The organism is Pseudomonas sp. KH_046_1 (assembly GCF_057839025.1).
In genome coordinates, this window is record NZ_CM174481.1 from 5,910,221 (window position 1) to 5,934,565 (window position 24,345).

Annotated in this window: 23 protein-coding genes; 8 read left to right on the plus strand and 15 right to left on the minus strand. The window is 59.8% G+C overall.

Translation table 11 applies throughout. The features are described from left to right. Nucleotides 1–108: 108 nt before the first annotated feature. Complete coding sequence (locus AC3IT9_RS27100) at nucleotides 109–846, minus strand: substrate-binding periplasmic protein (protein ID WP_489271401.1); 738 nt, start codon at nucleotides 844–846, stop codon at nucleotides 109–111. A gap of 258 nt (nucleotides 847–1,104) precedes the next feature. On the opposite strand from AC3IT9_RS27100, the gene AC3IT9_RS27105 reads away from it, so the two are divergent. Further along, nucleotides 1,105–1,557: a GNAT family N-acetyltransferase gene (locus AC3IT9_RS27105; RefSeq protein WP_150759062.1), complete on the plus strand. Its 453-nt coding sequence runs from the start codon at nucleotides 1,105–1,107 to the stop codon at nucleotides 1,555–1,557. A 122-nt stretch (nucleotides 1,558–1,679) separates the two neighbouring features. Here AC3IT9_RS27105 and AC3IT9_RS27110 read toward each other — a convergent pair whose 3' ends face one another. Genes AC3IT9_RS27110 through AC3IT9_RS27120 form a run of 3 tightly spaced genes read right to left on the minus strand, consistent with a single transcriptional unit; the run spans nucleotide 1,680 to nucleotide 4,671 of the window. Then, complete coding sequence (locus tag AC3IT9_RS27110) at nucleotides 1,680–1,976, minus strand: winged helix-turn-helix domain-containing protein (protein WP_007894945.1); 297 nt, start codon at nucleotides 1,974–1,976, stop codon at nucleotides 1,680–1,682. 37 nt (nucleotides 1,977–2,013) lie between these two features. After that, complete coding sequence (locus tag AC3IT9_RS27115) at nucleotides 2,014–2,502, minus strand: YgjP-like metallopeptidase domain-containing protein (RefSeq protein ID WP_102699232.1); 489 nt, start codon at nucleotides 2,500–2,502, stop codon at nucleotides 2,014–2,016. A gap of 45 nt (nucleotides 2,503–2,547) precedes the next feature. Continuing rightward, nucleotides 2,548–4,671, minus strand: a complete 2,124-nt coding sequence (locus AC3IT9_RS27120; protein WP_423505685.1) for a putative bifunctional diguanylate cyclase/phosphodiesterase — start codon at nucleotides 4,669–4,671, stop codon at nucleotides 2,548–2,550. A 322-nt stretch (nucleotides 4,672–4,993) separates the two neighbouring features. Here AC3IT9_RS27120 and AC3IT9_RS27125 point away from each other — a divergent pair, with 322 nt between their 5' ends. Next, entirely contained in the window at nucleotides 4,994–5,662 is a 669-nt protein-coding gene (locus tag AC3IT9_RS27125) for a polysaccharide lyase family 7 protein (protein WP_150725100.1), read from the plus strand. Nucleotides 5,663–5,756: 94 nt separating this feature from the next. On the opposite strand, the gene AC3IT9_RS27130 is transcribed toward AC3IT9_RS27125, so the two are convergent. The 8 genes from AC3IT9_RS27130 to tkt all read right to left on the minus strand — a co-directional run bounded on the left by AC3IT9_RS27130 (nucleotide 5,757) and on the right by tkt (nucleotide 14,684). After that, a complete protein-coding gene (locus AC3IT9_RS27130; RefSeq protein ID WP_489271402.1) occupies nucleotides 5,757–6,167 on the minus strand; it encodes a hypothetical protein in 411 nt (136 codons plus the stop codon). A gap of 264 nt (nucleotides 6,168–6,431) precedes the next feature. Continuing rightward, entirely contained in the window at nucleotides 6,432–7,853 is a 1,422-nt protein-coding gene (gene ltrA, locus AC3IT9_RS27135) for a group II intron reverse transcriptase/maturase (RefSeq protein WP_151213490.1), read from the minus strand. Nucleotides 7,854–8,336: 483 nt separating this feature from the next. Next, nucleotides 8,337–9,401: a class II fructose-bisphosphate aldolase gene (gene fba, locus AC3IT9_RS27140; RefSeq protein ID WP_007981624.1), complete on the minus strand. Its 1,065-nt coding sequence runs from the start codon at nucleotides 9,399–9,401 to the stop codon at nucleotides 8,337–8,339. 234 nt (nucleotides 9,402–9,635) lie between these two features. Then, nucleotides 9,636–9,965 (minus strand): MliC family protein, encoded by a 330-nt coding sequence (locus tag AC3IT9_RS27145; protein WP_223445441.1) that lies wholly within the window; start codon nucleotides 9,963–9,965, stop codon nucleotides 9,636–9,638. Between the two features lie 56 nt (nucleotides 9,966–10,021). Then, nucleotides 10,022–10,243: a hypothetical protein gene (locus AC3IT9_RS27150; RefSeq protein WP_489271403.1), complete on the minus strand. Its 222-nt coding sequence runs from the start codon at nucleotides 10,241–10,243 to the stop codon at nucleotides 10,022–10,024. A gap of 34 nt (nucleotides 10,244–10,277) precedes the next feature. Further along, nucleotides 10,278–11,441 (minus strand): phosphoglycerate kinase, encoded by a 1,164-nt coding sequence (locus AC3IT9_RS27155; RefSeq protein ID WP_150755134.1) that lies wholly within the window; start codon nucleotides 11,439–11,441, stop codon nucleotides 10,278–10,280. A 12-nt stretch (nucleotides 11,442–11,453) separates the two neighbouring features. Next, nucleotides 11,454–12,506 (minus strand): erythrose-4-phosphate dehydrogenase, encoded by a 1,053-nt coding sequence (gene epd, locus AC3IT9_RS27160; protein WP_150725095.1) that lies wholly within the window; start codon nucleotides 12,504–12,506, stop codon nucleotides 11,454–11,456. 180 nt (nucleotides 12,507–12,686) lie between these two features. Continuing rightward, nucleotides 12,687–14,684, minus strand: a complete 1,998-nt coding sequence (tkt, locus tag AC3IT9_RS27165; RefSeq protein ID WP_150725094.1) for a transketolase — start codon at nucleotides 14,682–14,684, stop codon at nucleotides 12,687–12,689. Nucleotides 14,685–14,945: 261 nt separating this feature from the next. Here tkt and AC3IT9_RS27170 point away from each other — a divergent pair, with 261 nt between their 5' ends. The 4 genes from AC3IT9_RS27170 (at nucleotide 14,946) to AC3IT9_RS27185 (ending at nucleotide 19,601) form a co-directional block, all read left to right on the plus strand. Beyond that, entirely contained in the window at nucleotides 14,946–15,941 is a 996-nt protein-coding gene (locus AC3IT9_RS27170) for an ArsR/SmtB family transcription factor (RefSeq protein ID WP_150725093.1), read from the plus strand. Between the two features lie 18 nt (nucleotides 15,942–15,959). Continuing rightward, nucleotides 15,960–17,150 (plus strand): methionine adenosyltransferase, encoded by a 1,191-nt coding sequence (gene metK / locus AC3IT9_RS27175; protein WP_008050251.1) that lies wholly within the window; start codon nucleotides 15,960–15,962, stop codon nucleotides 17,148–17,150. A 279-nt stretch (nucleotides 17,151–17,429) separates the two neighbouring features. After that, a complete protein-coding gene (ligB, locus tag AC3IT9_RS27180; protein WP_489271404.1) occupies nucleotides 17,430–19,109 on the plus strand; it encodes an NAD-dependent DNA ligase LigB in 1,680 nt (559 codons plus the stop codon). A 96-nt stretch (nucleotides 19,110–19,205) separates the two neighbouring features. Then, nucleotides 19,206–19,601, plus strand: coding sequence for a DUF1090 domain-containing protein (locus AC3IT9_RS27185; RefSeq protein ID WP_150755132.1), 396 nt, complete (start codon nucleotides 19,206–19,208; stop codon nucleotides 19,599–19,601). 130 nt (nucleotides 19,602–19,731) lie between these two features. On the opposite strand, the gene AC3IT9_RS27190 is transcribed toward AC3IT9_RS27185, so the two are convergent. Continuing rightward, nucleotides 19,732–20,181 (minus strand): c-type cytochrome, encoded by a 450-nt coding sequence (locus tag AC3IT9_RS27190; protein WP_150755131.1) that lies wholly within the window; start codon nucleotides 20,179–20,181, stop codon nucleotides 19,732–19,734. Nucleotides 20,182–20,309: 128 nt separating this feature from the next. Here AC3IT9_RS27190 and mltA point away from each other — a divergent pair, with 128 nt between their 5' ends. Beyond that, nucleotides 20,310–21,494: a murein transglycosylase A gene (gene mltA / locus AC3IT9_RS27195; RefSeq protein WP_489271405.1), complete on the plus strand. Its 1,185-nt coding sequence runs from the start codon at nucleotides 20,310–20,312 to the stop codon at nucleotides 21,492–21,494. 114 nt (nucleotides 21,495–21,608) lie between these two features. Here the strand turns inward: mltA and AC3IT9_RS27200 are convergent, their stop codons facing one another. Together AC3IT9_RS27200 and AC3IT9_RS27205 are read right to left on the minus strand one after the other, a co-directional pair. Then, on the minus strand, nucleotides 21,609–21,992 hold the full coding sequence (locus AC3IT9_RS27200) for an MAPEG family protein (RefSeq protein WP_008003453.1): 384 nt from the start codon (nucleotides 21,990–21,992) through the stop codon (nucleotides 21,609–21,611). A gap of 31 nt (nucleotides 21,993–22,023) precedes the next feature. Continuing rightward, the gene (locus AC3IT9_RS27205) at nucleotides 22,024–22,857 is read right to left on the minus strand and encodes an EamA family transporter (RefSeq protein WP_489271406.1); all 834 of its coding nucleotides are present in this window, start codon (nucleotides 22,855–22,857) and stop codon (nucleotides 22,024–22,026) included. Nucleotides 22,858–23,172: 315 nt separating this feature from the next. On the opposite strand from AC3IT9_RS27205, the gene AC3IT9_RS27210 reads away from it, so the two are divergent. After that, a complete protein-coding gene (locus AC3IT9_RS27210; protein WP_150755128.1) occupies nucleotides 23,173–24,342 on the plus strand; it encodes an MFS transporter in 1,170 nt (389 codons plus the stop codon). The last annotated feature ends 3 nt before the right edge of the window (nucleotides 24,343–24,345 follow it).

Below are 24,345 nucleotides of genomic sequence, written 5' to 3' on the forward strand. Positions count from 1 at the left end.
CAGTGGGCGAAGGTGAACACAAATCTTGTGACCATCAGATAACCCTGTAGGAGCGGGCTTGCCCGCGAAGAGGCCATCACTAACAGCACAGTATCTGGATCAACTCACTTACATCCCATGCTGCCTCATCAACTTGTCATAACTCCCGTCCGCCTTCATCGCCGCGATCTCGCGGTCGAAACCGGCAACGATCCGTGCATGCTCAGGATTCTTCAGGCTGACCATGATATGCAGGCTGTTCTCGCTTAATGGCTTGGGCAGGAACTCCACGGCGTTTCGCACCTTGGGCGACTCACGAGCCAGGTAGTAGCGGGCGACGAACTCATCTTCCAGCGTCAGCTTGACCCGATCGGCCGCGAGCATGCGCACCGCCATGGCAAAGCTGTGCACAGGGATTTTCTGCAACGACTCGTCGTTGTCGAACGGAGGCGAATACGCGTATCCACGTACGATGGCGATCGGATAAGTGTGCAATTGCTGCAGGTTATTGAATTCGATGGGCGCGTCTTTGCGCTTGAGAAAGCGCACGCGATTGAGCAGGTACTCGCCGGAAAACTGGCCAAGCCTGGTCCGCTCCTCGGTGTACCAAGCGTTGACCAGCACGTCGTATCGGCCCTCGCCCAACCCCATCAAGGCCCGTGCCCAGGGTACCTGCTCGAACTCACTGGCATAGCCGGCCCTGGCAAGCGCGGTACTGACAATGTCCGTGGCCAAACCACCGTTTACAAGCGTGGCGTCGGTAAAGGGCGGCCAGGCATCAGCGACCAAGCGCAGTTTTTCTGCCGCCGCCCCCTGAACCAGCAACAGCAATCCAATCAAGGCCAAAGCTCGATGCAATCGCGGCATGCCAGGAAATCCTTAGCGGGCGGGTTGCCCGACGTGTTTTCAGCCAAAACCCCAAGGTCCCTGTACCGGCAAGACCCGGGTACTCAACATTAGCTCATCGACGCCACAGCACAGCGCTTCGATCCAGATTACACAAAGAAGACATCCGCGCGAGAAATGAATGATGGCATTTTGGCCTATGTCACAGATTCTTCCGCCATAAAGACTTCTGGCGTGAGTGCGCTTAGTATCGGAACGACGTTTTCAGGGAATCAAAACATGACAGTCGATTGGATCTGCAAACACCACAGCGACCTGGGCAAGGAGCAGCTGTACGCCATTTTGCAGTTGCGTGCGCAAGTGTTCGTCGTTGAGCAGCAATGCGCTTATCAAGACGTGGATGGCCAGGACCTGGAAGGTGACACTTGTCACTTGATGGCCTGGGACAGCAATCAACTGGTGGCCTATCTGCGGCTGCTCGACCCGGAACTGCAAGGCGGGGACGTAGTGATCGGTCGGGTGATCATTGCTCCACACGCACGAGGCGCCGGGCTTGGACATGAGTTGATGGACCAGGCGTTGAAGCAGATTGAAGAACGCTGGCCGGAAACGCCGATCTACCTCTCGGCCCAGACGCATTTGCAGGGGTATTACGGGCGGTACGGGTTTGTCGTGACGGGCGAGGAGTTTATCGAGGATGGCATTCCACACATTGGCATGCGTCGTTCCTGAAGGCCCTATCGCGAGCAGGCTCGCTCCCACACTGGATTGTGTTAACAACTCAAATCAACTGTGGGAGCGAGCCTGCTCCGGGCGGCGTTCCGACGATGGCGTCAGCTCCGGCAATGCAGATCTCAGGGATACTCCAGCACCGCCTTGATCTGCCGCAGATTACGCTCGATCCACCCGCGATCGATCGCCCCCCACTCGCGAATCCGATAGCGCCCCGCATGGTTGCGCGCGCCCTCTTCCTGCTCGAACTCACAAACGATATCCAGATCCGCCAACGCCGCGATGGTGTCCTGCGCCGTGCGCCGGGGCATGCCGGTGACCTCGGTCAGCGCCGGGACACTGCTGGCCAGCCCGCTGTCGATCAGGTACGCCACGTACAACCGGCGATAGAAGCTGCTCTTGGTCTTGCTCACGTCCATCCAATGCTCCTTAAAAGATCGCAGCCTGCGGCAGCTCCTACAGATCCCGCCACGTCAGGTACACCCGCACATCAAATTCCACCTGGTGATAACCCGGCAGCATGTGCTCGCACAGTTTGTAGAATGCCTTGTTGTGGTCCGATTCCTTGAAGTGCGCCAGCTCATGCACCACGATCATTTTCAGGAACTCGCAAGGCGCTTCCTTGAACAGCGACGCGATGCGGATTTCCTTCTTGGACTTGAGCTTGCCACCCTGCACCCGGGAAATCGTGGTGTGCAGGCCAAGGGCACGGTGGGTCAGGTCCAGGCGGTTGTCGAACAGCACCTTGTCGATGGCCGGGGCATTACGCAGGTATTCCTGCTTGAGGTCCAGGGCATAGGTGTACAGCGCCTTGTCGCTCTGCACCCCGTGCTTTTGCGGGTAACGCTGGCTCAGGTAATCGCCCAGCCGACCGTCGGCGATCAGCTGGCGCACCTGATCCTGCAAGGTAGCGGGATAAGCCTGGAGATATTTCAACACGGTCATCGGGGCGGCAATACAGGTCACTAAAAGGTCGCCAGTGTAGCGAATTCAGCGGGCCAGCGCGCTCCAGTCAAACGGCTGGACAAAGACCCCGGTGTCTTCGGCCATCATCGGCCGGGCCACCAGAAAGCCTTGCACATATTCACAGCCATTGGCTTGCAGCCATTCATACTGCGCGACGGTTTCAACCCCTTCGGCAATCACCAGCATCCCGAACTGTTTGCACAGGTCGATCACACTGCGCACCAGCGCCGCATCCCGTACCGACTCCGGCAACCGGGCGATCAAATGGCGGTCGATCTTGAGGGTATCCAGCTCCAGGTCGCGCAAGAGCGACAGCGAGCAGCGTCCGGCCCCGAAGTCATCCAATGCCACTCGTACGCCCAGATTGTGCAGCAGGCGCAATTGCTTACGGGTTTTTTCGGGGTTGTGCATCAAGGCCTCTTCCGTGACCTCGACTTCCAGATGACGCGGTTGCAAGCCATGGCGCTCCAGCACCTGGCGCAACTCGGTGACCAGGTTGGGCATGCCGAACTGCGTACTGCTCAAGCTGACGCCGAGCACCAGGTCCTCGGTAAACAGAGACCCCCAGGCTTTGCGTTGCCCGATGCTGCGATGGTAGATCCAGCTGCCCAGGCGACTGATCAGCCGCGCCTCCTCCAGCAATGGCAAAAACAGCCCCGGGGGGACATCGCCAACGCTCGGATGCTGCCAGCGCAACAAGGCCTCGAAGCCACGAAGCCGCCCGTCGGCAATCGCCACCTGAGGCTGATACACCAGATTGAAATCCCGGTTCTCGATGGCTGTGCGCACACTTTCTTCCAGCATCAGCCGCGTGCGCGCCCGGCCGTTCATTTCATGATCGTAGAAGCGATATTGCTGGCGGCCGGCACGCTTGGCTTCGTACATGGCGATGTCGGCCGCCCGCAGCATACCGTCGAGATTGGCGCCACAATCAGGGAACGTGGCGATGCCAATGCTGGCACCCAGCACGATATCGAGGCCATCGACCTGCTGACAGATCGACACTCGCTCGATGAGTTTCTCGGCAATCTTCGCCGCCTGCTCGGGGAACTCCAGATCCAGCAGCACAGTGAATTCGTCGCCGCCCATCCGCGCCAGAATGTCGAAGGGCCGCAGGCAAGCCTTCAACTGTTCGCAGACCCAGCGCAGCACCCGATCGCCGGCATCGTGCCCGAGCGAATCATTGACTCGCTTGAAGCCGTCGAGGTCCAGGTACATCAAGACCCAGGAACTGTCGGAACGCTCACCGCGCAACAGCAGGTTCTCTACTGTCTGATAGAGCCCCCGGCGGTTGAGCAATCCGGTCAGCGGATCGGTGACCGCCTGAAACTCCAGTTGCTGATGCAGATGGCGCACCACCGACATGTCCAGCACGGTCACTACCATCGCCTGTTGCTCGGCGGGCAATGGCGCGCAGGACAAGGCCACCGGCACCTGCTGGCCGGGCGCCGTTCGTAGCAGGGCATCGTGCAGGCGCAGGGTTTCGCCGCGTTTGTATCCGGCCAGCAACTCGGAATCGGCCCAGATCGGGATATGCGGTTTTTGCAGGTAGTCCACAAACTCCTTGCCTTGCAGTTCCTGCACCGTGGCATTGAGCAACCGTGACATCGCCGGATTGGCAAAACGAATCAGACCGTCCTCCCCCAATACCAGAATGCCTTCGGCAGCGTTATCCAGCACCGACGCATTAAAGGCACGAGCCGCTTCCAGATCATGACTCAGGCGCTGCAAGGCTCGGCGGTTACGCTGGTGTTCGAGCAACACCTGGACCCTGGGCGTGAAGATCTGCGGGTCGAACGGCTTGAACAGGTAATCCACCGCACCACTGGCATAGCCCTTGATCATGGCGTCCCGGGACTGTTCGTTGGCGGTCAGGAAAATGATCGGCGTGAGACGGGTCCGCTGGCTACCGCGCATCAGGCGCGCCACTTCATAGCCGTCCATGCCCGGCATCTGCACATCCAGCAGCACCAGGTCGATGTCGTGTTCAAGTAACAAGCCGAGGGCCTCGAAACCCGAGGCGGCAGTAATGACCCGCCAGTCCTGGCGCTGTAACAACGCGCGCATGCTGATCAGGTTCTCAGGGTAATCGTCGACGACTAAAAGGGTTGAGCCGCCGTCTACTGGCGTGGGTTGCGCGCATTCCATGCTGCTTCTCTAATTGCGGGGTGTCAGGCCGGCTTCTCGTGAAAACCGGACAAATACGGTGCCATCACTCTAGACCCGGTTCTGCAAAAGCAGAAGGTGTCAGTAGGCCACCATCTAATCATTGTGTCTTTTTACCGACTAACGGTCGATGGTTCAGCTCCATGAAAACCGGGAAGATGGCATTTCGACAGGATGTTGACGTCAACCACCCGTCAGGCGGGCGTTAACAAAATCTCCCGCTACGCTTATAAAGGCCGCCCCAAAGGCGCGGCCTAGAGCTTCTTGCACGCCCGTGCAGCATCAATCAAGTGGAAGAACCGACATGATCGATCTCGCAACCTGGAACCTCAGCGTTCCCGTCGGCAGCCCGCCGTACACCGTCGAAACCGCCAAACTGGTGGATGGCTTCAAGGATCAATACTTCCATTCAGATACTGGCACATTGTTTTTCTGGACGCCCGTGACCGGCTCCCGTACCGAAAACGCGATTTATCCGCGCACCGAATTGCGTGAAACCTACAGCAACGGCACGTTGAAAAACTGGTATTACCCGGAGGCCGACAATTTGTTGTATGCCACTCTGGCAGTGAACCAGGTGCCGAGTTCCGGGAAGATCGTCATCGGCCAGATCCATGCCTATCAAAGCCAGAAACCAATGGTGAAGGTCGAATACCAATACAAAACCAGTACAGGCACCGGCAATATCGTTGCCAAGGTCCGGATGCATCCCGATGACGATACAGGGCGGGTGATCACCGTTGCGACGGGGGTGAAACTCGACCAGGAGTTCAACTACCTCATTCACCTCAGCCCCGGTGGCGCCTTGGGCATCAGCGCGGCAGGTTATCAGTGGGATACGCAAATCAGCACAACCTGGCGCGACAAACCGCTGTACTTCAAGGCCGGGGTGTATGTGCAGGACAACACCGGGTACACCACTGAAGGCGGCAAAGTGACCTTCAGCAAGCTGGATATCGATCACAACCAGTAGGCCCTTGAGCGCCTCCGCTACATTTGACTTCCAAAAAGAAAAACCGTCCACGACGGTTTTTCAAGTCAACTTAGCTCATTGGCAACGCGTAAAATCACCTCATACACATCAACATAAAACTCTTCGAAGGGTCATAATCCTTCTCCGCACTACCAACCAAATGAGTAATAACTTTTACGCCGCCAGAACTTGGCGTACCGGCCAACTTTGCATGAGCATAAAAAATATCATCAAATGTATCAACATCCGTTACAGAGACAGCACAAAATGCCGGAGCACTTTTAAAAACCCCTGTTTTGAAAACGACCTTATAAATGGAATAATATCCTGTACGAGGATCGACCTTTACAGCAGAAATCCATTCTGATGATTTTGCCAGTACCTTACCCCGGCTATCGATCGAAGCAGTAAAAATGCCATCCTCCGATGCAGCTGAGCCCATGCTCGGCAAAATCAGCAGAAAAACACTGCTACAGAAACACCTTAATATTTTACTTAATAACATCAGCATCTCCTTTCATCCATGAAGTTATGCACGACTCACGTACGAATTAATTTAAATATCAAAACCCCACAGCAATCAACCAAGCAACAAAAATAAAGAATAACACTTCGCACACACTCTATTTTTCCTACAGAAACCCGAACCACAAAGAACTCTCAAACGCCTTATTTCTCACAATAATAAATATTACAGAATCGAGTAGGAGGCGGCTTCACAGCCGCCGTCCTCTCACACCACCGTACGTACGGGTCCGTATACGGCGGTTCAGGTTATGCGGTTAAGCCGTTTTATCGTATCCAGTATTGGGACCAGCCCCAGGCTGTCCCACAGCTTCTTCGGCAGCGCGTGATTCATATGTGACGCTCCCGAATTCCACCATGGCCCGCGCCCGTTGAACGCTGATTTGCAGGCGCGTGCTTCGCTGATCCCCAGACGTATCAGGTTGCGCGCCCTCGTTGGGCGCTGCTTCCATTGACGCCAAATGACACAGCGAAGTTTACGGCGCATCCAGCCATCCAACTCCTCAAGGGGGCGGTTGCTCTGGCTGAGCTTGAAGTAACCCGCCCAACCACGTAGCACCGGGTTAATCCGTTCAATGACGCTTGCCATCTTGTGGCCCCGCGCTCCGCGCAGCAGTTCTCTGAGCCGATCGCGCAAGCGATTCAGGCTCATCGTAGCTACTTTCAGCCTCGGCTGTTTATGCAGGCTCATCCCGTAACCCAAGTAATCACACGCCCACGGCCGTGCTACTCGGCTCTTTTCTTGATTCAACGTCAGTTTCAGGCGTTGATTCAGGAAGCGCTCAACCCTGACCAGCACTCGCTCGCCAGCACGACGACTGCGCACATAAATGTTGGCGTCGTCGGCATAGCGTACAAAACGATGGCCCCGCCGTTCCAGTTCGCGGTCGAGTTCATTGAGCAGGATGTTCGACAACAACGGTGAGAGCGGGCCGCCTTGCGGCGTCCCTTCCTGCCGTCGGCTGGCGATCCCGCCCGACATCATTCCCGCCTCGAGATAACGACGGATCAGCATAAGCACACGTTTATCTTCGATTTGACGCTCGATGTAGGCCATCAATACATCGTGGTTGACCCGATCAAAGAACTTCTCCAGATCGAGTTCCACGCACCAGCGGTGGCCCGCCGCCACATGGGCGCGGGCGGTTTCGATGGCTTGATGAGCGCTTCTGCCCGGACGAAAGCCGTAGCTGTAGTCCGAAAACAGCGGATCGAAGATTGGCGTGAGCTGTTGCAGCAGCGCCTGCTGGATCAGGCGATCCACGACGCTGGGGATACCCAGCTGTCTTGTACCGCCTTTGGGTTTGGGGATATCGACGGCGCGTACACCTTGCGGGTGGTATTCGCCGGCCAACAGCCGAGTCTTGAGGATCGGCCAATACTGTTTCACGTAGCCCGCCAGCTGGTCGACCGTCATGCCATCGGCACCCGGTGCGCCCTTGTTGCTGACCACGCGTTGATACGCACGCTTGAGGTTGGCGGGTGCAAGCACCCGCACCATCAGCGTGTCCGGCTCCGCGTTCGTCCACGCCACAGACGCCGTCGATGTTTGCGCCCTGTCAGCCTTCATCCTCGGATACCGTCCAGGACCTGGGGTAACAGTTTTCTCTTGGAGAATATTCTGCGTTTCAACATTCGACGAGACTCTGACGCCTACTGGCGGCATAACCTGTTCGGCCCTTGGTGACGCGGTAATCCGCCACTTACTACGGCCTCAGCTGACTTCTGTGGGCTCATCCCGTCGCCTCTCGACGCTCGGTAGCACAGTGGCAAACCCACAGATCTCCCAGGGTAATTCGCGCGACCTTCCTGCTTATGCCTGTCGGATCTACGTCACAGCGTTCCGTGCAAGTATTGGGCTTTGAAGATATTGGCCTTCTTACCCCGCTGCGCCGCCTCTATCCGCTTCCTGTTCGTCAGGCCAGCATTTTGCCTCGGGCTTCCTTCAGATTCGCAGTCGCCCGCGACACCCTTGCCTCTGGCTAACACTTCCCCTTGCCGGGTGTGTAGAGGACTTACACCTCCAAGTCACCAGCGAGGCCACCACAGCCAAGCTGGTTGCGCTTCGCGCAACGCGCCATGCCTGGCGCACCAATAAAAAACCCGCATCGCTGCGGGCTTTTTAATTCAACATTAACGCGCTGAAAACTTAGTTGACCTTGGCGTTCAACTCACCCTTCAGGTAACGCTGGTACATCCCTTCCAACGAGATCGCCTTGATCTTCGAAGCATTGCCGGCAGTGCCGAAGGCTTCGTAGCGAGCGATACACACGTCGCGCATGGCAGTGACGGTCGCGCCAAAGAATTTACGCGGGTCGAACTCGCTCGGGTTGGTAGCCATCAGGCGACGCATTGCGCCAGTGGATGCCAGACGCAGGTCGGTGTCGATGTTGACCTTGCGCACGCCGTGCTTGATGCCTTCGACGATTTCTTCAACCGGTACGCCGTAGGTTTCCTTGATGTCGCCGCCGTACTGGTTGATGATCGCCAGCCACTCTTGCGGAACCGAAGACGAACCGTGCATCACCAGGTGAGTGTTCGGAATGCGCTTGTGGATTTCCTTGATGCGGTCGATGGCCAGCACGTCGCCGGTAGGCGGCTTGGTGAACTTGTACGCGCCGTGGCTGGTACCGATGGCGATGGCCAGGGCATCCACCTGAGTGCGTTTTACGAAGTCAGCGGCTTCTTCCGGGTCGGTCAGCATCTGGCTGTGATCCAGAACGCCTTCGGCGCCGATGCCGTCTTCTTCACCGGCCATGCCGGTTTCCAGCGAACCCAGACAGCCCAGCTCGCCTTCTACCGAAACGCCGCAGGCGTGAGCCATGGCCACGGTTTGTTGGGTAACACGCACGTTGTAGTCGTAGTCGGTCGGGGTCTTGCCGTCTTCGCCCAGGGAGCCGTCCATCATCACCGAGCTGAAGCCCAGTTGGATGGAGCGTTGGCAGACGTCAGGGCTGGTGCCGTGGTCCTGGTGCATGCACACCGGGATGTGCGGGAACTCTTCGATGGCTGCCAGGATCAGGTGACGCAGGAACGGTGCGCCGGCGTATTTGCGAGCACCGGCCGAAGCCTGGACGATCACCGGGGAGTCAGTCTTGTCAGCGGCTTCCATGATGGCGCGCATCTGCTCAAGGTTGTTGACGTTGAAGGCTGGAACGCCGTAGCCGAACTCGGCTGCGTGGTCCAGCATCTGGCGCATGCTGATAAGTGCCATTGTGTATATCTCTCCCGGTTGAGGGTCGTTAATCGTGCCAGCCTGCCGTAGCGGCGGCGGCTATTCAAGTTTTTGCAGATCGGGGGTTGGCCCGGGCTGCGGATTCGGTGTTGCATCAACTCTAAAACGTCGGTCCCTCTGTGGGAGCGAGCTTGCTCGCGATGGTGGCCCAGACAACGCGGGCATTCAGGCACCCAGCGTCATCGTTAACGACCATCGCGAGCAAGCTCGCTCCTACAGGTGACAACCACGGCCAATCAAATCATTGGTGGCGACCCAGTAAACCAGGCCTTCCTCACCTTTTATGTGAAACGCCAGCATGTCATTGCTGTACAGCGAACCCGATGCACCCGGTTCCTGCTTCAAGCGGTAGACCTGATCGGCACCGCCCAGGCGCACGTCGACTTCCCTAAGGCTGTCGTCGGTGTAGCGCCACAGCACTTTGGCCTGGCTGTCGCAGGTCCAGGTGGTCCAGTTATCCACAGGCGCGGACGACTGGAACAGGTTCAACTGAGCACAACCCGCCAACAACGCCAATGCCGCAACTGCGATAAAACCTTTCATCCGTGCCCCTCGACTGACGGCGCACGCCGCCAGCCCTGAGTAAAGAGTCAGACCCGTCAAGGACAGCCATGTTCCTTGGCGGGTGCCTGGGTCTCGTATTTGTCCAGGCCCTCGGGACCTGCGCGCTTGTTGAGCACCGGATTGGTTTCCGCCTGCCAGTCGGCCTGGTAGCAACCGCTCTGTGGCGCAGACGGCGCAGGTTCCGGCGTGGCTTTCGGGTTACTCCCGCAAGCCGTCAGTGAACCCGCGACGATCAATAGCGCTAGCGTCTTGACCATTTCAACACTCCCTGCCTGGTCAAACGGGCAGCCCTCAGGCCTTGGCCCGGCTTTCCAGGACTTCAACGGCTGGCAGCACTTTGCCTTCGACGAATTCGAGGAACGCGCCACCGCCGGTAGAAATGTAGGAGATCTGCTCGGCAACGCCATATTTGTCGATGGCCGCCAGGGTGTCGCCGCCGCCAGCGATGGAGAACGCCGCGCTGTCCGCGATGGCCTGGGCCAGGACTTTGGTGCCGTTACCGAACTGATCGAATTCGAACACGCCGACCGGACCGTTCCACAGGATGGTTTGCGACGACTTCAGCAGCTCGGCGAAATTCGCCGCGGTCTGCGGACCGATGTCCAGGATCATGTCGTCGGCAGCAACGTCAGCGATCAGCTTGACGGTCGCAGCGGCGCTTTCAGCGAACTCCTTGGCAACCACCACGTCCACTGGCAGCGGTACGCTGACCTTGGCGGCGATGGCGCGAGCAGTGTCGAGCAGGTCCGGCTCGTACAGCGACTTGCCGACCGGGTGACCGGCAGCGGCCAGGAAGGTGTTGGCAATGCCGCCGCCAACGATCAACTGGTTGCAGATCTGGCTCAGGCTGTTCAGCACGTCGAGTTTGGTCGACACCTTGGAGCCGGCGACGATGGCCGCCATTGGCTGGGCCGGGGCGCCCAGGGCTTTGCCCAGTGCGTCCAGTTCAGCGGCCAGCAGCGGGCCGGCAGCAGCGACTTTGGCGAACTTGGCCACGCCGTGGGTCGAACCCTCGGCACGGTGAGCGGTGCCGAAGGCGTCCATCACGAACACGTCGCACAGGGCGGCGTATTGCTGGGCCAGTTCGTCGGCGTTCTTTTTCTCGCCTTTGTTGAAGCGCACGTTTTCGAACAGCACGATGTCGCCCGCTTTCACGTCAACACCGCCCAGGTAATCGGCCACCAGCGGCACTTCACGCCCCAGAGCACGGCTCAAGTAGTCAGCGACTGGCTTGAGGCTGTTCTCGGCCGAGAACTCGCCTTCGGTCGGACGGCCAAGGTGCGAGCAGACCATCACGGCCGCGCCTTTTTCCAGGGCCAGCTTGATGGTCGGCAGCGAGGCCAGGATACGCGCATCGCTGGTGACAACACCGTCCTTGACTGGGACGTTGAGGTCTTCGCGGATCAATACGCGCTTACCTTGCAGATCGAGGTCGGACATCTTCAACACGGTCATGGGTCGCACTTCCTACGGTTTTTTTGAAATTGCTGTTTGCAGATAGTGTTCTGCAACGTCCAGCATTCGGTTGGCAAAACCCCATTCGTTGTCGAACCAGGCCAGGATGTTCACCAGCCGTGGGCCGGAAACGCGGGTCTGACTGGCATCGACGATGGCCGAATGTGGGTCATGGTTGAAATCACAGCTTGCGTGGGGTAGCTCGGTGTAGGCCAGCAGGCCTTTGAGCGGGCCGCTGGTGGCGGCTTCGCGCAGGATACGGTTGACCTCGGTGGCGTCGGTCGCGGTGGCGGTCTGCATCGTGATATCGAGGCAGGACACGTTGACCGTCGGCACCCTCACGGCTTTGGCCTGAATTCGTCCGGCAAGTTCCGGCAGCAGGCGTTCGATACCACGCGCCAGACCGGTGGACACCGGAATCACCGACTGGAACGCCGAACGGGTGCGGCGCAGGTCTTCGTGGTGATAGGCATCGATGACCGGCTGATCGTTCATCGCCGAGTGAATGGTGGTGATCGACACGTAGTCCAGGCCAATGGCCTGATTCAGCAGGCGCAACAGCGGCACGCCGCAGTTGGTGGTGCAGGACGCGTTGGACACCAGCAACTCGTCGCCGGTCAGGCAATCCTGGTTCACGCCATAGACGATGGTCGCGTCGACGTCCGTCTCGCTGGCCATCGGCTGGGAAAACAGCACACGCGGGGCGCCGGCGTCGAGGAAACGCTGGCCATCTTCGCGGGTGTGGTAAGCGCCGGAGCACTCCAGCACCAGATCGACGCCCAGGGACGCCCAATCGATGCCTTCGGGGGTGGCACTGCGCAGGACCTTCACGCAGTCGCCATTGATATGCAGACAATCGCCGTCGACCTTCACTTCGCCGGGGAACCGGCCATGGGTGGAGTCGAAGCGTGTCAGGTATTCGATGCTGGCCATGTCCGCCAGATCGTTGATCGCGACAATCTCGAACCCGGCCTTGTCGCCTCGCTCGAACAACGCACGCAAGACGCAACGACCAATCCGGCCGTAGCCGTTGAGTGCAACTTTGTAAGGACGCGGTTGAGGCATGGGGTTCTCGATTACCGTGGTGAATCCGTTAGTGCGATGGCGCCTGGACCATCGCTTTCGCGAGCAAGCCCGCTCCCACAGGGGATTTGTTGTGAGACACAAATAGTGCTCACAACATTGACCCCATGTGGGAGCGGGCTTGCTCGCGAAGACGTCAGTCCAGTCGACATCTTTTCGGGATCAGTCTTCCAGCAGCTCTTCAGCCTGACCCAGGATGTTTTCCAGGGTGAAGCCGAACTCTTCGAACAAGGCCGGCGCAGGCGCCGACTCGCCGTAGGTGGTCATGCCGATCACGCGACCTTCCAGGCCCACGTACTTGTACCAGTAGTCCGCATGGGAAGCCTCGATGGCGATACGGGCGCTGACCTGCAACGGCAGGACCGATTGCTTGTAGCCGGCTTCCTGGGCATCGAACACGCTGGTGCACGGCATGGAAACCACGCGAACCTTGCGGCCCTGCTCGGTCAGTTTGTCGAAGGCCTGAACAGCCAGACCAACTTCGGAACCAGTGGCAATCAGGATCAGCTCAGGCTCGCCCGCACAGTCCTTGAGCACATAGCCACCACGGCTGATGTCGGCGATCTGGCCGGCGTCGCGGGTTTGGTGCTGCAGGTTTTGACGGGAGAAGATCAGGGCCGAAGGACCGTCCTTGCGCTCCAGCGCGTACTTCCAGCTCACCGCCGATTCAACGGCGTCGGCTGGGCGCCAGGTATCGAGGTTCGGCGTGCAGCGCAGGCTGGCCAGTTGCTCGATTGGCTGGTGAGTCGGGCCGTCTTCGCCCAGACCGATGGAGTCGTGGGTGTAGACGTGGATCACCCGCTGCTTCATCAGGGCCGACATGCGCACTGCGTTGCGAGCGTATTCCATGAACATCAGGAAGGTCGCGCCGTAAGGCACCAGGCCGCCGTGCAGGGCGACGCCGTTCATGATCGCGGTCATGCCGAACTCGCGCACGCCGTAGTACATGTAGTTGCCGCTGGCGTCTTCGGCGGTGACGCCTTTGCAGCCTTTCCACAGGGTCAGGTTGGAACCGGCCAGGTCAGCCGAACCGCCGAGGAACTCAGGCAGCAACGGGCCGAACGCGTTCAGGGCATTCTGGCTGGCTTTACGGCTGGCGATGGTTTCGCCCTTGGCGGCCACTTCGGCGATGTAGGCCGAGGCTTTTTCCGAGAAGTCAGCCGGCAGGTCGCCGCTCAGACGACGTACCAGTTCGCTGGCTTCGGCAGGGAATGCTGCGGAGTAGGCAGCGAAACGCTGGTCCCACTCGGCTTCCACGGCTTTACCTGCTTCCTTGGCGTCCCACTCGGCGTAGATATCGGCCGGGATTTCGAACGGGCCGTGATTCCATTTCAGCGCTGCACGGGTCAGGGCGATTTCCGCGTCACCCAGTGGGGCGCCGTGGCAATCTTCCTTGCCTTGCTTGTTCGGCGAACCGAAGCCGATGGTGGTCTTGCAGCAGATCAGGGTTGGCTGATCGCTTTTGCGCGCAGTGTCGATCGCCGTCTTGATCTCTTCCGGGTCGTGACCGTCGACGTTGCGGATCACTTGCCAGTTGTAGGACTCAAAACGCTTCGGCGTGTCGTCGGTGAACCAGCCTTCGACTTCGCCATCGATGGAGATGCCGTTGTCATCGTAGAAGGCGATCAGCTTGCCCAGGCCCAGGGTACCGGCCAGGGAAGCGACTTCGTGGGAAATGCCTTCCATCATGCAGCCATCACCCAGGAACACATAGGTGTGGTGGTCGACAATGTTGTGGCCAGGACGGTTGAACTGCGCTGCCATGACTTTTTCAGCCAGGGCAAAACCCACGGCGTTGGCCAGGCCTTGGCCCAGTGGGCCGGTGGTGGTTTCTACGCCCGGGGTGTAGCCGAGTTCCGGGTGGCCCGGGGTGCGGCTGTGCAGTTGACGGAACTGCTTCAGGTCGTCGATCGACAGGTCGTAGCCGGTCAGGTGCAGCAGCGAGTAGATCAGCATCGAGCCATGGCCGTTGGACAGCACGAAGCGGTCACGGTCGGCGAACGATGGATTGCTCGGGTTGTGCTTGAGGTAGTCGCGCCAAAGTACCTCGGCGATATCCGCCATACCCATCGGGGCACCGGGATGGCCGCTGTTGGCTTTTTGCACGGCATCCATGCTGAGGGCACGAATGGCGTTGGCACGCTCACGACGGCTAGGCATCGCTGTTCTCCTGGGGGCTTGAATAAAACGAATCGGAAAAAAGGCGAGCATTTTCCCTCACCGGGCCGCCTCGGGGCAATGACAGATAGTCATCTGGAGGCGTTTTTCCAATGGATAACGACGTATTAACGTGATGAAACCTTTCTGCTCTGGCTTTGTTGACTGAACCTAACGTCAAGAAGTGCCACCTATCGAGCAATATCAAAACTTTTTGATATTGCTCTTGCGATGCTTTCGGCTCGTGACTAGACTGCCGGCCTTATGAATTTACGCGTGCCCTCCATTCAACATGACGATTGCGATGAGCTGGCGGCCTTGTGCAAGGCTGGTGGCGATCCCCTGCGTTTGAATGTTTTGCGCGCACTGGCCAACGATTCGTTCGGTGTGCTGGAGCTGGCGCAGATCTTCGGTATCGGCCAGTCAGGCATGAGCCACCACCTCAAGGTACTGGCCCAGGCCGACCTGGTGGCGACGCGCCGCGAAGGCAATGCGATTTTCTACCGTCGCGCCCTGCCCCACACCGAACTGCTGGGCGGCAAATTGCACGCAGCCCTGCTCGAAGAAGTGGACAACCTGACGCTACCGGCCGACGTACAGTCGCGTATCGCCCAGGTCCATGGGCAACGGGCGGCCGCCAGCCAGGACTTTTTCTCACGGGTTGCGGAGAAGTTTCGCGCCCAGCAAGACTTGATCGCCGGCCTGCCGCAATACCGCGAAAGCGTGGTGGCCCTGCTCGACAAGCTGAGCTTCGACAAAGACGCCACGGCCATTGAAGTCGGCCCCGGCGATGGCGCATTCCTGCCAGAACTGGCGCGCCGCTTCGCGCAGGTCACGGCGCTGGATAACAGCAGCGCAATGCTCGAACTGGCGCGCCAGGTCTGCGAACGCGACAAGCTGACTAACGTTAGCCTGCAACTGGCCGATGCATTGAACGGCGTCAGCCTCAAGGCCGATTGCGTGGTACTGAACATGGTGCTGCACCATTTTGCCGCGCCGGCCGATGCGCTCAAGCACATGGCCAATTTGCTGCAATCAGGCGGTAGCCTGCTAGTGACAGAGTTATGTAGCCACAACCAGAGTTGGGCCAAGGAGGCCTGCGGTGATCTCTGGTTGGGGTTTGAACAGGACGATCTGGCCCGTTGGGCCACCGCTGCGGGACTCGTTCCCGGGGAAAGCCTCTATGTAGGCTTACGTAATGGTTTCCAGATCCAGGTCCGCCATTTTCAGCGGCCGGCTGGCGACACTCACCATCGGTAATTTCAGGAAAACATCGAGATGAGCGAATACTCCCTTTTCACCTCCGAGTCCGTGTCTGAAGGGCATCCGGACAAAATCGCCGACCAGATTTCTGATGCGGTGCTGGACGCCATCATTGCTGAAGACAAGTTCGCCCGTGTGGCGTGCGAGACTCTGGTGAAAACGGGCGTGGCGATCATCGCCGGCGAAGTCACCACTTCCGCCTGGGTTGATCTGGAGCAGATCGTTCGTGACGTGATCACCAACATCGGCTACACCAGCTCCGACGTCGGCTTCGACGGCGCGACCTGCGGCGTGATGAACATCATCGGCAAGCAGTCCCCTGACATCAACCAGGGTGTCGACCGTGCCAAGCCTGAAGATCAGGGCGCCGGCGACCAGGGCCTGATGTTCGGCTACGCCAGCAATGAAACCGACGTGCTGATGCCTGCACCGATCACTTTCTCGCACCAGCTTGTACAAAGGCAAGCCGAAGCCCGTAAATCCGGCCTGCTGCCTTGGCTGCGTCCGGACGCCAAGTCGCAAGTGACCTGCCGTTACGAAAACGGCAAGGTTGTCGGTATCGACGCCGTCGTTCTGTCGACCCAGCACAACCCTGAAGTGTCGTACAACGACCTGCGCGAAGGCGTGATGGAGCTGATCGTCAAGCACGTGCTGCCTGCCGAACTGCTGAGCAAGGACACCCAGTTCCACATCAACCCGACCGGCCAGTTCATCATCGGCGGCCCGGTGGGTGACTGCGGTCTGACCGGTCGCAAGATCATCGTCGACAGCTACGGCGGCATGGCCCGTCACGGCGGTGGCGCGTTCTCCGGCAAGGATCCATCGAAGGTTGACCGTTCGGCGGCCTACGCCGGTCGTTACGTGGCCAAGAACATCGTCGCTGCCGGCCTGGCCGAGCGCTGCGAGATTCAGGTGTCCTACGCCATCGGCGTTGCCCAGCCGACGTCGATCTCGCTGAACACCTTCGGCACCGGCAAGATCAGCGATGACAAGATCGTCAAACTGGTCCGCGAAGTGTTCGACCTGCGTCCATATGCAATCACCACCATGCTCGACCTGCTGCACCCGATGTATCAGGAAACCGCAGCGTACGGCCACTTCGGTCGCACCCCGGCAACCAAGACCGTGGGTGACGACACCTTCACCACGTTCACCTGGGAAAAAACCGACCGCGCCGACGCTCTGCGTTCTGCTGCTGGCCTGTAAGACTTCCCCGCAACACCCGAAGCCCCGCACGGTTCGCGCCTTGCGGGGCTTTTTATTGCCTTGCTTGAGACCGCGTAGCCGCAATCGCGAGCAGGCTCGCTCCCACAGTTGATCTTTGGCGTGACTGATACCTGTGGGCAAACGCAAATCCCTGTGGGAGCGAGCCTGCTCGCGAAGAGGCCCGCCCAGTCACCAGAAACACTCGGTAAAAACCCCACCCGCTACGCCAACTGATACTGACCTAGCCTTCACGCACCTCACCGAGCAAGGACGCTCAAGATGCTTCCCGACCTGCGCCTGTTTTTCGCCGTTCTACTGACCTTTGCCCACCTGACCGCCAACGCCACCGAGTGCCCGGACTGGTCATCCGAACGCGCCCAGAACGAAGTCGGCAAACTGCAACAACAAATCGACCTCTGGGACGACAGCTATCACCGTCAGGGACGCTCACTGGTTGCCGATGAACTCTACGACCAGTCCCGCGCGCGACTCACCCAATGGCGCCACTGCTTCAATCTGAGCCCGTCCGCAGACCCCTTGCGCACTGCGCGTGGCACGCTGCCCCACCCCATCGTCCACACCGGCCTGGACAAACTGCACGATCGGCCCGCCGTGGAAAAATGGCTGCGTGACCGGGTGGACGTCTGGGTCCAGCCTAAAATCGATGGTGTGGCGGTGACCCTGGTTTACCGCAACGGTCTGTTGGCCCAGGCAATCAGCCGCGGCGACGGCGAGAGCGGTCAGGACTGGACGGTTCCTGCGCGGCAGATTCCGGCCATCCCGCAACGGCTATCGCAGGCCCGGGACTTGATCGTGCAAGGCGAACTGTATTGGCGACTGACCGATCATGTGCAGGCCCGGGCCGGTAGCCTCAATGCTCGTGGCTCGGTAGCCGGCCTGATGGCGCGCAAGATCTTGAGCACCGAACAGGCCACCAACATCGACTTGTTTGTCTGGGACTGGCCCCAAGGGCCGGCGAGCGTGCCCGCGCGTGCCGTGGCGCTGACTGCGCTGGGCTTCCCGAGTACCACGGCATACAGCCAGCCAATCGCCTCCGTCGTCGATGCCGAACGCTGGCGCGAACACTGGTATAACTCCGCCCTGCCCTTTGCCAGCGACGGCGTGGTCCTGCGCCAGAACCAGCGCCCAGCCGCCGAACGCTGGCAGGCCAGGTCACCCTACTGGGCCATCGCCTGGAAATACCCCTTCGCCCAGGCACTGGCCAATGTCCGCAAGGTTCATTTCAGGATCGGCCGGACCGGGCGAATCACTCCGGTACTTGAACTGACCCCGATAAAGCTCGATGACCGGCAGATCAAACACGTCAGCGTCGGTTCGTTGCAGCGCTGGCAGGCGCTGGACATCCGTCCGGGTGATCAGGTCGCCATCAGCCTGGCCGGGCTGACCATTCCCAGGCTCGATAGCGTTGTATTACGCAGCAGCGAGCGCGCCGAATTGAACGTGCCGCTGGCAGCAGACTTCCATTTATTGAGTTGCTGGCAACCGACTCCGGGCTGCGAGAGCCAGTTTCTCGCGCGCCTGACCTGGCTCAGCAGCAAACAGGGTCTGGCGCTGCCCAATGTGGGTCCGGGTACCTGGGAAAAACTTCTTGCAACAGGTCGCCTGAACAGTCTGCTGGATTGGTTGACCCTCGACGCCCAAGAGCTTGCTACCATTGACGGTTTCGGCGAGCGCAGCGCGGCTCGCCTTGCAGACAGCTTCAACCGAGCCCGGCAACGCCCGTTCGCGCACTGGCTCAAAGCCCTGGGATTGCCGCCGACAGGCCAGGCGCATCTCGGCGATTCATGGCAGGTACTGGCGCAGCGAGACATCGAACAATGGCGGGCCGAGGCCGATATCGGGCCAGGACGCGCGGCGCAACTCAACGCATTTTTCCGCGATCCGCAGGTTCTGGCCTTGAGTGAAACGTTACGTGATGCGGGGATTGACGGCTTTTAGCTGTCGGCCCTGCGCCCACCGGGAACCCCAAGGGACCGCTGGGCTCCAACAAGCCATTGCCACACCGGCTTGCTTGCTTTCCTACATGGAGCTTTTATGAAATTTCTTTCACCGCTCGCCCTGTTGACCCTTTGCAGCGTGCTGGCCACCCCGTTGATGGCGGACGAGGAAGCGCCGGGGCTGACCGGTTGCGCCGCCAAGAAGCAAGGTATCGTCAACCAGATCGAATTGGCCAAGGTCCACGGCAATGCCGACCAGCAGGCCGGCCTGGAAAAGGCCCTGAGCGAAGTCGAAGCCAACTGCACCGACGCCTCGCTGAAGAAGGAACGGGAAAACAAGGTGCTCGACGCCAAGCACGAAGTCAGCAAGCGTCAGGCGGACCTCGACAAGGCCATGAGCAAAGGCGACGCTGACAAGATCAACAAGCGCAAGGACAAACTCGCCGATGCCCGCAAGGAATTGCAGAACGCATTGGATGAGCTGGATAAATAAAAACAGATAACGAACATAGATTTCGGTGTTGCCGAAGCAGTCTTCGCGAGCAGACTCGCTCCTACAGGGTCATGCGGTCTCCTGTGGGAGCGAGCCTGCTCGCGAAGACGTCAGACCGGGCACCGCTGGGTCAATGATCCCGAAACGCCTTATGACAAGCACTGCAAGCATCTTCGACTTTCTGCACCGCCGGCCCCAGGTTGCTGGCCTTGTAGGGTTGAACCTGGCTGGCGATCACCAATTCACCGGTGGCGCTTTCAAGGTCGCGGGCCATTGCCTGAAAGCGTGTCTGCTGCTCCCAGACATCGCTCTTGGCGCTGGTGTGATCTTCCTCGCGCACTTGCGGAAAATGCTGCCACGGCTCACGGGACAACGCATCGAGTTTCACCGCGCCTTCGGCGAACTTCGGGCCATCGAACGCAATGCGCCCACGCAACATGCCGCCCAGGTCTTCGCCAGTATTGAGCATCTGCTTGAAAATGGCCTTGCGCTGGCCGAGCGGCGAGTTGGGGTCGATGCCGCCACAAGCGGACAACGTCAGGCAGGCCAGCAATACAACAGAAAGTCTTTTAAGAGTCATGGTGGTTTCAGGTCACGGGAAACGGCGGCCAGTATCCTCGCGTCATCGGCAAAGACCAATAGCCCTATTATCAACAAGGGTTGTTTGAACGCATGGAGCGCTCAGGCAACCGGCAAAGGAATCACTCCATGAACAGCCGTTTCAAGGCATGGCGTCACAGCCTGGCCTGGACCCTGCCGATGGTGGCCCTGCTCGCAGGCTGCACCGGTGGTGACAACCAACAACCGAAAACCCACGCCTTGGCCACCTACTCCAGTGCCACATGGGAAGCGCTGCCGGCGGTGTCCGACAGCGACCTGGTCGCCGGCTTCGGTTCGTGGCGCAGCGCCTGCACCCGACTCAAGGCCGACCCGGTCTGGGGTGGTACCTGCGCCGCGGCCGCCAACGTGCCGCAAACCGCCAGCGACATTCGCGGTTTTCTCAAACAGAACCTCGATGTCTATGGCCTGCGCGCCGCCAACGACAGCCCCAACGGCCTGATTACCGGCTACTACGAACCGGTCTATCCCGGGAGCCTGACCCAGACCGGCGTTGCCAGTGTCCCGGTCTATGGCGTCCCCGAGGACATGATCATCGTCGCCCTCGACAGCATTTACCCGGAACTCAAGGGCAAACGCCTGCGCGGTCGACTCGAAGGTCGCGTACTCAAGCCGTACGACGATGCGGCAACCATCGAAACCAAAGGGGTCAAGGCGCCGGTCGTGGCCTGGCTGACCGATCCGATGAACCTGCAGTTCCTGCAAATCCAGGGTTCGGGTCGTATCCAGCTCGACAATGGTCGCCAGTTGCGCATTGCCTACGCCGATCAGAACGGCCATCCGTATCGACCGATCGGCCGCTGGCTGGTGGAACAGGGCGAGTTGAAAAAAGAAGACGTGACCATGGGCGCCATCAGCACCTGGGCCAAGGCCAATCCGTCGCGGATTCCCGAACTGCTCGGCAGCAACCCCAGCTACGTGTTCTTCACCCGCAACCCGGATAGCAACGAAGGTCCGCGCGGCTCGCTGAACGTACCCTTGACCGCCGGTTACAGCGCGGCGGTGGATCGCAAGGTGATTCCGCTGGGCAGCCTGTTGTGGCTGTCCACCACCAGACCGGACGGCACGGCCCTGGTTCGCCCCGTGGCAGCACAGGACACCGGCGGCGCCATTGCCGGCGAGGTTCGGGCGGATCTGTTCTGGGGCACCGGCGATGCGGCCGGGCAACTGGCCGGGGACATGAAACAGCAGGGGCAGATCTGGATGCTCTGGCCCAAAGGTGCTGCGCTGCCACAAGTGCCGCAGGTGGCCGATGCAGAGAAGACAAAACCCTAAACCAGCGGTGGCTGCCAGATAGCTATCGCGAGCAGGCTCGCTCCCACATTGGAACGCACACTCCTGTGGGAGCGAGCCTGCTCGCGATGAGGCCCGCAAATACCCTGAAGATTTTTAGACCGACACCACAAAAAAACTCACAATCAACGCCATCCCCACGAACCACACCAGCGACCGCAGTGTCGCCCAGTCCGCCAGGTAGCAAATGATGTAGAGCAGGCGGCTGGTAATGAACAGCACGGCCAGCACATTGATCGTCACCAGTTCGGCATTGCCGGCCAGGTGCGCCACGATCACCGCCGCAGCGAACGCCGGGGTCACTTCAAAGCTGTTCAATTGCGCCGCATTCGCGCGCCTGCCCAAGCCGTCCAGCGAATCGAGAAAATCCCGGGGATCATGGTTGTCTCTCAACCTGAACCCGCCACTGATCTTGGCCACGCCCACACACACATACGGCAGGAAGATCGCGATCAAAATGCACCACAGAGCAACCGTCATAAAGCAGTCCCTTCTTCAAATTTCACAGCAGTCAGAATTTCATCACCAGTATGCCGACCAGCACCAGCCCACAGGCTAAGAGGCGCGGCCCGCCAAAAGGTTCTTTGAGGTAACGCATACCAAACAGCACCACCAGGATCACACTGATCTCGCGCAACGCCGCTGCCTCTGCAATCGAGCCCAATTGCATCGCCCACAGCACCAGAGCGTAGCTGAACAACACGCAGAACCCGACGGCCAGGCCCAGTCGCCACTGCTCGCGCCAGAACAACATGAACGCGGGCCGTTTGCGCACCAACGCCAACAGCGGAAACGGCCAGGCACTGAGCAAGGTGACCCAGACCAGGTAATCCAGTGGATGGGACCAGCGCCGTAATGCCTGCCCGTCGATATAGGTGTAGCAACCGATGCACAGGCCGATCAATACCACCACCGGTAGCATCGACCATGGAAGGCGCGCTCCGCCGCCGCCCTGCCAGAGCAGGCACAGCATGCCGAACGGGATCAGCAGGATGCCGAAAATCTGCTGATGGGTCAGTACTTCCCCGGCAAAGATCAGCGTCAGCGCCAGCACCACCAACGGTGACAGGCCGCGCATCAATGGATAGACCAGCCCGAGGTCGCCGACCCGATAGGCCTGGATCAGCAAATAGCGATAGAGCAACTCGAATGCCGCCGATGCCAGGATCCATGGCCAGATCTCCAGTGGCGGCACGCTCAGGAACGGCAACATCAGCACGACAAAGAGCAGCGCCACGCTGTCCATGCAGGCCACCACCAACAACCGCTCCGCACTGAACTTGATCAGGGTATTCCACGCCGCATGCAACAGCGCTGCCACCAACACCAACGCCGTCGCAAGCACGGCCTACTCCTTTTTTTGACCCTACCCTTTGTAGGAGCGAGCTTGCTCGCGAAAAACGTGAGGGCACCGCAGCCAACCAGTGAATACACGTCTTCGTTCACGTCCATCGCGAGCAAGCTCGCTCCTACAGGGGCCAGGTACAGAATTGATTCGCCATATTTCAGTGGCTGTTTATACTGCAAGCGACCACGCCGCACTCAGTTGCGCACAGACTAATTCCTATAAAAATTCTGCCCGGCCCGCTCTCGTCGAGAACGGTCGTCGGCCTGCGTATGCCTGATCACAGCGTCAAGACTACCGACAGAGACCTTGCGCATGCCACTCGCTTTGCTTGCCCTCGCTGTTGCCGCCTTCGGCATCGGCACCACTGAATTCGTCATCATGGGTCTTTTGCCCGATGTCGCCCGCGACCTCAGCGTGAGCATTCCCGATGCCGGATTGCTGATCACCGGCTACGCCCTGGGCGTGGTGTTCGGTGCACCGATCCTCGCGGTCGGCACCGCCAACATGCCACGCAAGGCCACGCTGTTGGGCATGACGCTGATGTTCATCCTCGGCAACATGCTTTGCGCACTGGCGCCGAACTACGCCACGCTGATGGCCGCGCGAGTGATCACGGCACTGTGCCACGGCGCATTTTTCGGCATCGGTTCGGTGGTGGCTGCCGGGCTGGTGGCCCCCAACAAACGGGCTCAGGCGATTGCCATGATGTTCACCGGCCTGACCCTGGCCAACGTGCTCGGCGTGCCACTGGGCACCGCGCTCGGGCAATACGCGGGCTGGCGCTCGACCTTCTGGGCGGTGTCGGTGATCGGGGTTCTGGCGGCGATTGCGCAATGGGTCTGGCTGCCGAAAAACATCGCGATGGATAAAGCCAACCTGGCCAGCGAGTTCAAGGTGCTGGGCAAGGCCAACGTGCTGCTGGCCCTGGGCATGAGCGTGCTGGCCTCGACCAGCCTGTTCAGTGTGTTCACTTACATTGCGCCGATCCTGCAGGACATCACCGGTGTCAGCCCCCACGGCGTCACCATCATGCTGCTGTTGTTCGGCGTTGGCTTGACCGCCGGCAGCATGCTCGGTGGTCGTCTGGCGGACAGCCGCTTGCTGCCTTCGCTGGTGGGCATGGCACTGGCGGTGCTGGTGGTACTGGCGGCATTCACGCAAACCAGCCATTCGGTGATCCCGGCGGCAATCACGCTGGTGTTGTGGGGGACGTTTGCCTTCGCCCTGTGCCCGATCCTGCAACTGCTGATCATCGATCAGGCCCACGAAGCACCGAACCTGGGTTCGACCCTGAACCAGAGCGCCTTCAACCTCGGCAACGCCGCCGGGGCATGGATTGGCGGCCTGGTGGTGGCCAGCGGCGCGGACCTGGCGGACTTGCCGTGGACCGGTGCACTGGTCAGCGGACTGACCGTGTTGACTGCACTGTTCTTTATCTATCGCCAGCGTCGCGGTGCGGCTGCACTTGATGTGACGGGATGAGGA

What these genes read in the sequence shown, in the direction of transcription:
- AC3IT9_RS27185 (WP_150755132.1), top strand. Translation starts at nt 19,206, where the DNA reads ATGAAATTTCTTTCACCGCTCGCCCTGTTGACCCTTTGCAGCGTGCTG.
- AC3IT9_RS27130 (WP_489271402.1), bottom strand. Translation starts at nt 6,167, where the DNA reads ATGTTATTAAGTAAAATATTAAGGTGTTTCTGTAGCAGTGTTTTTCTG.
- AC3IT9_RS27145 (WP_223445441.1), bottom strand. Translation starts at nt 9,965, where the DNA reads ATGAAAGGTTTTATCGCAGTTGCGGCATTGGCGTTGTTGGCGGGTTGT.
- AC3IT9_RS27150 (WP_489271403.1), bottom strand. Translation starts at nt 10,243, where the DNA reads ATGGTCAAGACGCTAGCGCTATTGATCGTCGCGGGTTCACTGACGGCT.
- AC3IT9_RS27170 (WP_150725093.1), top strand. Translation starts at nt 14,946, where the DNA reads ATGAATTTACGCGTGCCCTCCATTCAACATGACGATTGCGATGAGCTG.
- fba (WP_007981624.1), bottom strand. Translation starts at nt 9,401, where the DNA reads ATGGCACTTATCAGCATGCGCCAGATGCTGGACCACGCAGCCGAGTTC.
- AC3IT9_RS27115 (WP_102699232.1), bottom strand. Translation starts at nt 2,502, where the DNA reads ATGACCGTGTTGAAATATCTCCAGGCTTATCCCGCTACCTTGCAGGAT.
- AC3IT9_RS27200 (WP_008003453.1), bottom strand. Translation starts at nt 21,992, where the DNA reads ATGACGGTTGCTCTGTGGTGCATTTTGATCGCGATCTTCCTGCCGTAT.
- AC3IT9_RS27125 (WP_150725100.1), top strand. Translation starts at nt 4,994, where the DNA reads ATGATCGATCTCGCAACCTGGAACCTCAGCGTTCCCGTCGGCAGCCCG.
- AC3IT9_RS27210 (WP_150755128.1), top strand. Translation starts at nt 23,173, where the DNA reads ATGCCACTCGCTTTGCTTGCCCTCGCTGTTGCCGCCTTCGGCATCGGC.
- tkt (WP_150725094.1), bottom strand. Translation starts at nt 14,684, where the DNA reads ATGCCTAGCCGTCGTGAGCGTGCCAACGCCATTCGTGCCCTCAGCATG.
- epd (WP_150725095.1), bottom strand. Translation starts at nt 12,506, where the DNA reads ATGCCTCAACCGCGTCCTTACAAAGTTGCACTCAACGGCTACGGCCGG.
- mltA (WP_489271405.1), top strand. Translation starts at nt 20,310, where the DNA reads ATGAACAGCCGTTTCAAGGCATGGCGTCACAGCCTGGCCTGGACCCTG.
- AC3IT9_RS27155 (WP_150755134.1), bottom strand. Translation starts at nt 11,441, where the DNA reads ATGACCGTGTTGAAGATGTCCGACCTCGATCTGCAAGGTAAGCGCGTA.
- ligB (WP_489271404.1), top strand. Translation starts at nt 17,430, where the DNA reads ATGCTTCCCGACCTGCGCCTGTTTTTCGCCGTTCTACTGACCTTTGCC.
- AC3IT9_RS27110 (WP_007894945.1), bottom strand. Translation starts at nt 1,976, where the DNA reads ATGGACGTGAGCAAGACCAAGAGCAGCTTCTATCGCCGGTTGTACGTG.
- ltrA (WP_151213490.1), bottom strand. Translation starts at nt 7,853, where the DNA reads ATGCCGCCAGTAGGCGTCAGAGTCTCGTCGAATGTTGAAACGCAGAAT.
- metK (WP_008050251.1), top strand. Translation starts at nt 15,960, where the DNA reads ATGAGCGAATACTCCCTTTTCACCTCCGAGTCCGTGTCTGAAGGGCAT.
- AC3IT9_RS27100 (WP_489271401.1), bottom strand. Translation starts at nt 846, where the DNA reads ATGCCGCGATTGCATCGAGCTTTGGCCTTGATTGGATTGCTGTTGCTG.
- AC3IT9_RS27190 (WP_150755131.1), bottom strand. Translation starts at nt 20,181, where the DNA reads ATGACTCTTAAAAGACTTTCTGTTGTATTGCTGGCCTGCCTGACGTTG.
- AC3IT9_RS27120 (WP_423505685.1), bottom strand. Translation starts at nt 4,671, where the DNA reads ATGGAATGCGCGCAACCCACGCCAGTAGACGGCGGCTCAACCCTTTTA.
- AC3IT9_RS27105 (WP_150759062.1), top strand. Translation starts at nt 1,105, where the DNA reads ATGACAGTCGATTGGATCTGCAAACACCACAGCGACCTGGGCAAGGAG.